General features: G+C 71.7%; 6 protein-coding genes. 4 read left to right on the top strand and 2 right to left on the bottom strand.

From position 1 onward, the window contains the following. Positions 1-26 precede the first annotated feature (26 nt). Positions 27-278, top strand: a complete 252-nt coding sequence (locus tag ABZD10_RS12905) for a caspase family protein (RefSeq protein ID WP_372887045.1) — start codon at positions 27-29, stop codon at positions 276-278. Here the strand turns inward: ABZD10_RS12905 and ABZD10_RS12900 are convergent. Beyond that, positions 172-990 carry a family 16 glycosylhydrolase gene (locus tag ABZD10_RS12900; RefSeq protein WP_372887043.1) on the bottom strand — a complete coding sequence of 273 codons (819 nt, stop codon included), beginning with the start codon at positions 988-990 and terminating at the stop codon, positions 172-174. The two genes, ABZD10_RS12905 and ABZD10_RS12900, sit on opposite strands and share 107 nt — an antisense overlap. Positions 991-1,248: 258 nt before the next feature. Here ABZD10_RS12900 and ABZD10_RS12895 point away from each other — a divergent pair, with 258 nt between their 5' ends. Then, complete coding sequence (locus ABZD10_RS12895) at positions 1,249-2,478, top strand: peptidoglycan-binding protein (protein WP_372887042.1); 1,230 nt, start codon at positions 1,249-1,251, stop codon at positions 2,476-2,478. 978 nt (positions 2,479-3,456) lie between these two features. Here ABZD10_RS12895 and ABZD10_RS12890 read toward each other — a convergent pair. Beyond that, positions 3,457-3,987 (bottom strand): OmpA family protein, encoded by a 531-nt coding sequence (locus ABZD10_RS12890; RefSeq protein ID WP_372887040.1) that lies wholly within the window; start codon positions 3,985-3,987, stop codon positions 3,457-3,459. 138 nt (positions 3,988-4,125) lie between these two features. Between ABZD10_RS12890 and ABZD10_RS12885 the strand changes: the two genes are divergently transcribed. Continuing rightward, positions 4,126-5,340: an acyltransferase gene (locus tag ABZD10_RS12885; RefSeq protein WP_372887038.1), complete on the top strand. Its 1,215-nt coding sequence runs from the start codon at positions 4,126-4,128 to the stop codon at positions 5,338-5,340. Then, positions 5,324-5,808, top strand: a 485-nt coding sequence (locus tag ABZD10_RS12880) for an NDP-sugar synthase (protein ID WP_372887037.1), incomplete at its 3' end; no start/stop codon positions are given. The genes ABZD10_RS12885 and ABZD10_RS12880, both read left to right, overlap by 17 nt.

Here is a 5,808-nt window from a genome sequence, read left to right as displayed (position 1 = left end):
GCCCGCCGCCGCGCGCCCCGGCCGGGCTGTTCGTCGCCTTTGCCGCCCAGCCCGGCCAGCCGGCCTATGACGGCGCCGCCGCACAGGGGCCCTTTGCCAGCGCGCTGCTCGCCGAGCTGGCCCGCCCGCCACAGCCGATCGAGGCCCTGATGCGGGGGCTGCGGCTGCGGGTCATTCGCCTGACGGCGGGACAGCAGGTGCCCTGGTCGCAGTCTTCGCTGCTGCGCCCGGCATCGCTCTCTTTGGCTGCCCCGCCGCCCGGGGCGCCAGCGGAGTGAAGCCGACCGCCGTGACCCGCGCCCGGGCCCGGGTGTCGGCCGCGGCATGCCCCGCCCAGGCGGCGAGGCTGGGGTCGGCAGCCCAGAGGTTGATGAACAGATGCCCCGGCAGCTGCGGCAGCGCCGCCTCCTCGCCGCCGATCCGCAGCAGCAGCCTGTCCCCGGCATACCAGCGGATCTCGTCGGGGTGCCATTCGAAGACATAGCGCCGCGGCGCCAGCGCCGCATCATAGCCAAGATCAAGCCAGCGGCTCTGCATTTTGCCGTCGACGAACCAGGCCGCCTGCAAGCGCCGCGTGTCACGGCCGAGAAACTCGATGTCGATCTCGTCGTGGCGGGTGCCGTAATAGCGCCCGGTATACAGGAAAAACCCGGTCACCACGCCTTCGCCGCGCCCCGGTTGCAGGGTGATCTCGTAGCGCCCGTAATGGGATTTGTTCAGGCGCCGGATCGCGGCCCCGGAAAACCGGTTGCCCGGGCCGCGGCGCGGCACCAGGCCAAGTTCAAGCCCTTGGTTCCAGCCCAGCCGCTCGCGGCTCCAGTCGGTGTCGAAACCGGGGTGCGAAAAGGCATAATCGGCCACCGACCAGCCGGCGGGCGAGGGCGCAAGGAAGGCCTCGGAGAACCCCGCTGCCGGGGTGTCCGCCGCCGCGAACGCGCCCATCACCGTCATCACCGTCATCGCCAGAACCGCCGGAACGACCCGTCGCACATGCCCACCCTCCGGTTTGCGCTGCCGACGGGGCCCGCCGAAATCTGCCTTGGGCCCGCCGGAATTAACAAAGGTTAACCAAATATGAACTGGTTAACCCCGGCGGCGGCAACGGCTTTCCGGCAGGTTGGTTAACGCCGCCGGCGGCGCGTATCGCGGGGATTTTTCGCAGCGCGCGGTGCCGGCTTAATCGAACCGAAACCCCCTTCGGCGATGCTGAGGCGCGATCACTGCCCGGGACCAATCGTGGATCTTCTCATGCCGAAACCGCCGCCGTTCAAGATCTGCTTTGCCCTGCTGCTCTGCGGCCTCCTTGCGGCCGCCTGCCTCGGGCCCGCGGCGCCTCTCGCCCCGGCGGTGGCCGAGCCTGACACAGGCCCGGCGCGCAATTTCACCAGCTTCGCCCCGGCGCTGCGCTGCATGGACCGGCTGCTCGCCACTTCGAGGCGGCCGCCGCTGCTGATCTCTTCCAACGGCTTTCCCGACCGCACCGAAGATCTCGACCTTGGCGCCGACGACATGCTGATCAACGCCATCAACCAGCTCAATGCCGGCAGCCGCAAATACCAGTTTCTCGATCAGGCGCTGCAGAAGGATTTCGGCCAGCTCGACCTGCTCACCGTCCGCAAGGAGGACGAGCTCAGCCCGCAGATCTACATTCGCGGCGCGATCAGCCAGATCGACGAGCGGGCCGCTGATGCCGGTGTCACCGGCGATTTCGACGGCGCCTCGGGGGCCCCGCTGGTCGGCGCCTATCTCAAGGGCAGCCGCAGCCTGTCGGTGATCACCGTCGACATGCATCTGGTGGAATACCCCAGCCGGCGGGTGATCCCCGGCGGCTCGGTGGCCAATTCGATGGTGGTGATGCAGCGCCGGCTCGACGGCACCCTCACCGGGCTGATCAGCCGTGGCACCCTCGGCATTCCGCTCTATGTCGAAAGGATCGAGAGCCGCGGCCAGGCGGTGCGCAACCTGATCGAGGTCGGCGTCATCGAACTCTTGGGCCGGCACGCCGGCGTGCCCTATTGGAGCTGCCTTGACTCGCCCGCCGGCGAGGCCCGTGCGAGCGAGGCCCGCGAGCGGGACCTGCTCGCCACCCCGGATAGCGCGCGCATCGCCCGCGCACAAGGCATGCTGGTGGCGCTGGGGCGGCTGCGGGGCCATGCGCCCGGCCAGCTTGACACCGCCACCCGCCGCGCGCTCAGCCGCTTTCAGTCAGACCAGCGGCTGCTGCCCAACGGGCGGGTCGATTTCGACACCTACGAGGCCCTGACCCGGCAAAGCGCGGCCGGGATGCGCCCGGCGCCGGTCTCCGACGCCCCGGCGCCGGCGCTTCACCCCACGGTGCCGCCGCCCCCGGCCCCCGCCGCAGCCCCCGCCGCCACACCCGCCGCCCCCCGCGCACCCGAGTGCAACGGCGACCGCAACGGGGAACCAGGCTGTGACGGGGATTTCCTCAATCTCTACGACTTCCTGCGCCGGCTCTGAGGACCGGGGCGGCAAGTCCCGGCGCCGGGGCGCGCAGACCCCGTTCCGCAAGGCTCCGAGCCACGGCTGCGGGATGGCATCCGCGCAACGGGGGCCAGCGCGGCGATCCTGCCCGAAACCCCGGCCCGCGCGCCCTGGCCGGCAGGCCGGCTCGGCCCCTGTGCCTCCCCGTGCCTCCCCGTGCCTCCCTGTGGTTCCATGCGGCTCCATGTGCCGCCTTGGGTCGCATTAAATCGCCATACGTCGCCCTGTGGCGCGCTCATCGTCGACACTTGGTCCAGGCTTGGCCCGGGCTTGGCCCGGGCTTGGCACCCTTCCTGCCCGAGTGTGCCCGAGTGAGGCTGGGGCTGTGCCCGTCTGTGCCCGCCGCCACCACGGGGGCCGCCAGCAGCCAGATCACCGCCAGCCCCCGGCCCTGCCCGGTAACGGCCCGGCCGCTCCGGCGGGTCTCCGCCTGCCCTCCTGCCGCGCGCCCCCTGCCGCATGCCCCTGCCGGTCAGACTGGCGGCGGCGGCGGGCGCCAGGGTCCGGGACGGGGGCGAAAGACCGCCCGCCCTCAACCCGGCGGGATGCACAGGGGACCACTGCGAAAGACGCGCAAGGACAGAAGGGGGCAGGTCGCAGCACCCGCGGGCGCGCGGGGGCAAGGCGGTGCCCGGTTCACAAGAGGTCGGGGAAAACAAGGGCCGGGGTTTCGGGGCCGTCAGGGGCTTCGGGGGCTTCGGCGGCGTCAGGGACTTCGGAGGCATCGGGGGCGCCCCAACCGCCCTGTCCCGGGGCCCCGATCGCGGCACCACAGCAGGCGGCAATGGCGGGCAGGCGCGCGGCCGGACCCGGCCCAGGCCGGGGCCTGCGACCAGACCCGGTCAAACCCGAACCGGAGCGAGAACGGGCCAGGAACAGGCCTGGGCCGCCCTGCCTCTGCCCTGCCTCTACCCTGCCCTGCCTCTGCCGCCCTGCCCCCGGACCGCTGGCCGCTCAATCACAGGGCCGGGCGAGAATCTCGACCCGGCGGTTGGCGGGGTCGGCGCCGTCAAAACCGGGCAGCGGCCGCGCCTCGCCCTCCGAGGCGACCGCGCGCACCCGGCTGCCATCCTCCAGCCCCCGGCGCAGCCGCTCGGCGACCGCGCCGGCCCGCGCCAGGGCGATCTCGTGGTTGCGCCCGGCGCTGCCGCTGCTGTCGGAATGACCGACCAGTTTCAGGCAGGCGTTGCGCATCGGCGCCGTCTCGAGCACCGCCACCAGCACCGCCAGCTGGGCCTCGGCCCGCGGATCAAGCCCCGCCCCGCCGGCGGAGAAGAACACGTGGCTCTCGCGCATCTCGGCGCTGATCTCGGGCGCCGCCGCCGCAGGGGCTGCCGCCTCTGCCCCCTCGCAGTCCGCGCCGCGAATGCCATATTGTTCATAGACCTTTTCGCAGAGCTCCTGCGAGGACATGGCGGCGCCGGGCGGAGTCGCCGAAAGGCCGCCAAGGGCGATCAGCATCGCGGCAAGGATCGAAGGGCGCATGGGCGTCTCCCGCTGGTTGTCATGCCCCCAGCCTAGCGCGGCAACCGATAACAAAGGGTGAAGGAAAAACCTTCAAATCCAGATGCTTTCAAGGGCCGGGTTTACCGCTTGTTGGGGCGAATCCACGACCCTGCCGCCATGGGACCGCCACCACATATGCCGCCGCCGCCCGGCGCGCCCGCACCGGCCGCGACGCGCCACGCCTGGATCGATGCGCTGCGGCTGACCGCCGGGCTGTCGATGGTCGGTCTGCACGCCACGGTGGACGGCGCCGGGCAGCCCTTTCCCGACCACACCGCGTCCGAGCGGCTGGCGCCGATGCTGCTGCGGGCGGTGCTTTATTCCGCCCGCACCGAGCTGTTCCTGATGATCTCGGTCTTCCTGCTGCTCCTGGCCCTCGACCATCGGCCGCGCCGTTACCGGGTGGTGCTGGCGCAGCAGGCCCGCCGGCTGCTGGTGCCCTTCCTGTTCTGGACCGTCTTCTACGCCTTCTACGGGCTCGGCAAGGCGCGGGCCTTCGGCTATTTCGAGGCCGAATGGGCGCGGCTCGGCGAGCCCCTGTCCTGGCTCGGTTTCCTGACCCTGGGCAACGTCAAGTACCACATGCATTTCGTGCCCACGCTGTTCGGCCTGCTGCTGTTCTACCCGCTGTTCCGCCCGGCGCGCGCCCGCCCGGCGCTCGGGCTGCTGATCCTTGGCGCCCTGCTGGTCAAACGCGAGGTCGACGGGCTGATCTACCCGGCCTTCTGGGGCAGCGATCTGCTGCCCTATCTGGTGCGCGCCACCAAGATCGTCACCTATGCCGGCTACGGGCTGGCGGCGGCGGCGATCCTCGGCCTGTGGCAGCGTCTCGGGCCCGGCCGGGGGGCACCCTGGGTGGCGCCGCTGCTGCTGTTGGGCGGCCTCTTGTTCGCGGTCAAGCTCAGCGCCACCGCGCAGGTCGTCGCCAGCGGCGCATGGGCCTTCGACCACACCGCCGGCTACTGGGCCGATTTCCTGATGCCGGCGGTGCTGATGGGGCTCTGCATGTGCCTCGGCCACCGCCGCTGGCCGGCCCTGTTCTCGCGGCTGGCGCGCTATTCCTTCGGCATCTACCTGTGCCACCCGATCTTTCTCGACCTGGCCGAGATCGCGCTGGCCCGGATCGCGCTGATGGGGGCCGAGCTCGCGCCGCTGCCGCTGGTACTGGTGAAAATCGCCTGGACCCTGCCCGCCACCGCCCTGTTCGTGCGCGCCCTGTCGCGCCACCGCCCGCTGGCCTGGACCATCGGCCTCGGCCCCCTGCCCCGGCGCCCCGGCCCGCACCCAAAGCCTTCTTTGACCACAGGAGTTGATCGTGCTCACAAATCATGAGGAAGTCGGAAATCTCACCGTCCTGCATGCCGCCACCAACCGGATGACCTCGGCCGACATGGGCCCGCTCTGCGCCGCCCGCGACCGGATGCTGCAACAGGGCCGCAGCGCCATGCTGGTCGACCTTGGCGGGGTGCGGCAGGTGGCGCGCTCGGGGCTGGCCGCGCTGACCGAGTTCGCCTGTTCCTTCGGGCCCGGCACGCGGGTCGGCTTCTTCGGCGCGCGGGGCCCGGTGGCGGCGGCGCTGGCCGACTGCCCGCTGACCGCCGCGCTGCCCTGTTTCGCCAGCCGCCAGCAGGCGCTGGCCGATCCCGGCTTTCGGGCGCTGCAACTGGCGGGCACCCGGGCGCTGCTGCTCTGCGCCGGCGCCGGCAGCCGCATGGCGCCGCTGACCGCGCGCATGCCCAAGCCGATGCTCGACATCCTCGGCCGGCCGGTGCTCGGCCATCTGATGCGCCATCTCGGCGG

Origin of the sequence: Shimia sp. (assembly GCF_041624275.1) — a bacterium.
Lineage (GTDB): Bacteria > Pseudomonadota > Alphaproteobacteria > Rhodobacterales > Rhodobacteraceae > Shimia.
This window is presented reverse-complemented; position numbering and strand designations above follow the sequence as displayed.

Excerpts from the sequence above, each read along its gene's own strand:
- ABZD10_RS12885 (WP_372887038.1), top strand. The coding sequence starts at position 4,126 with ATGGGACCGCCACCACATATGCCGCCGCCGCCCGGCGCGCCCGCACCG.
- ABZD10_RS12890 (WP_372887040.1), bottom strand. The coding sequence starts at position 3,987 with ATGCGCCCTTCGATCCTTGCCGCGATGCTGATCGCCCTTGGCGGCCTT.
- ABZD10_RS12895 (WP_372887042.1), top strand. The coding sequence starts at position 1,249 with ATGCCGAAACCGCCGCCGTTCAAGATCTGCTTTGCCCTGCTGCTCTGC.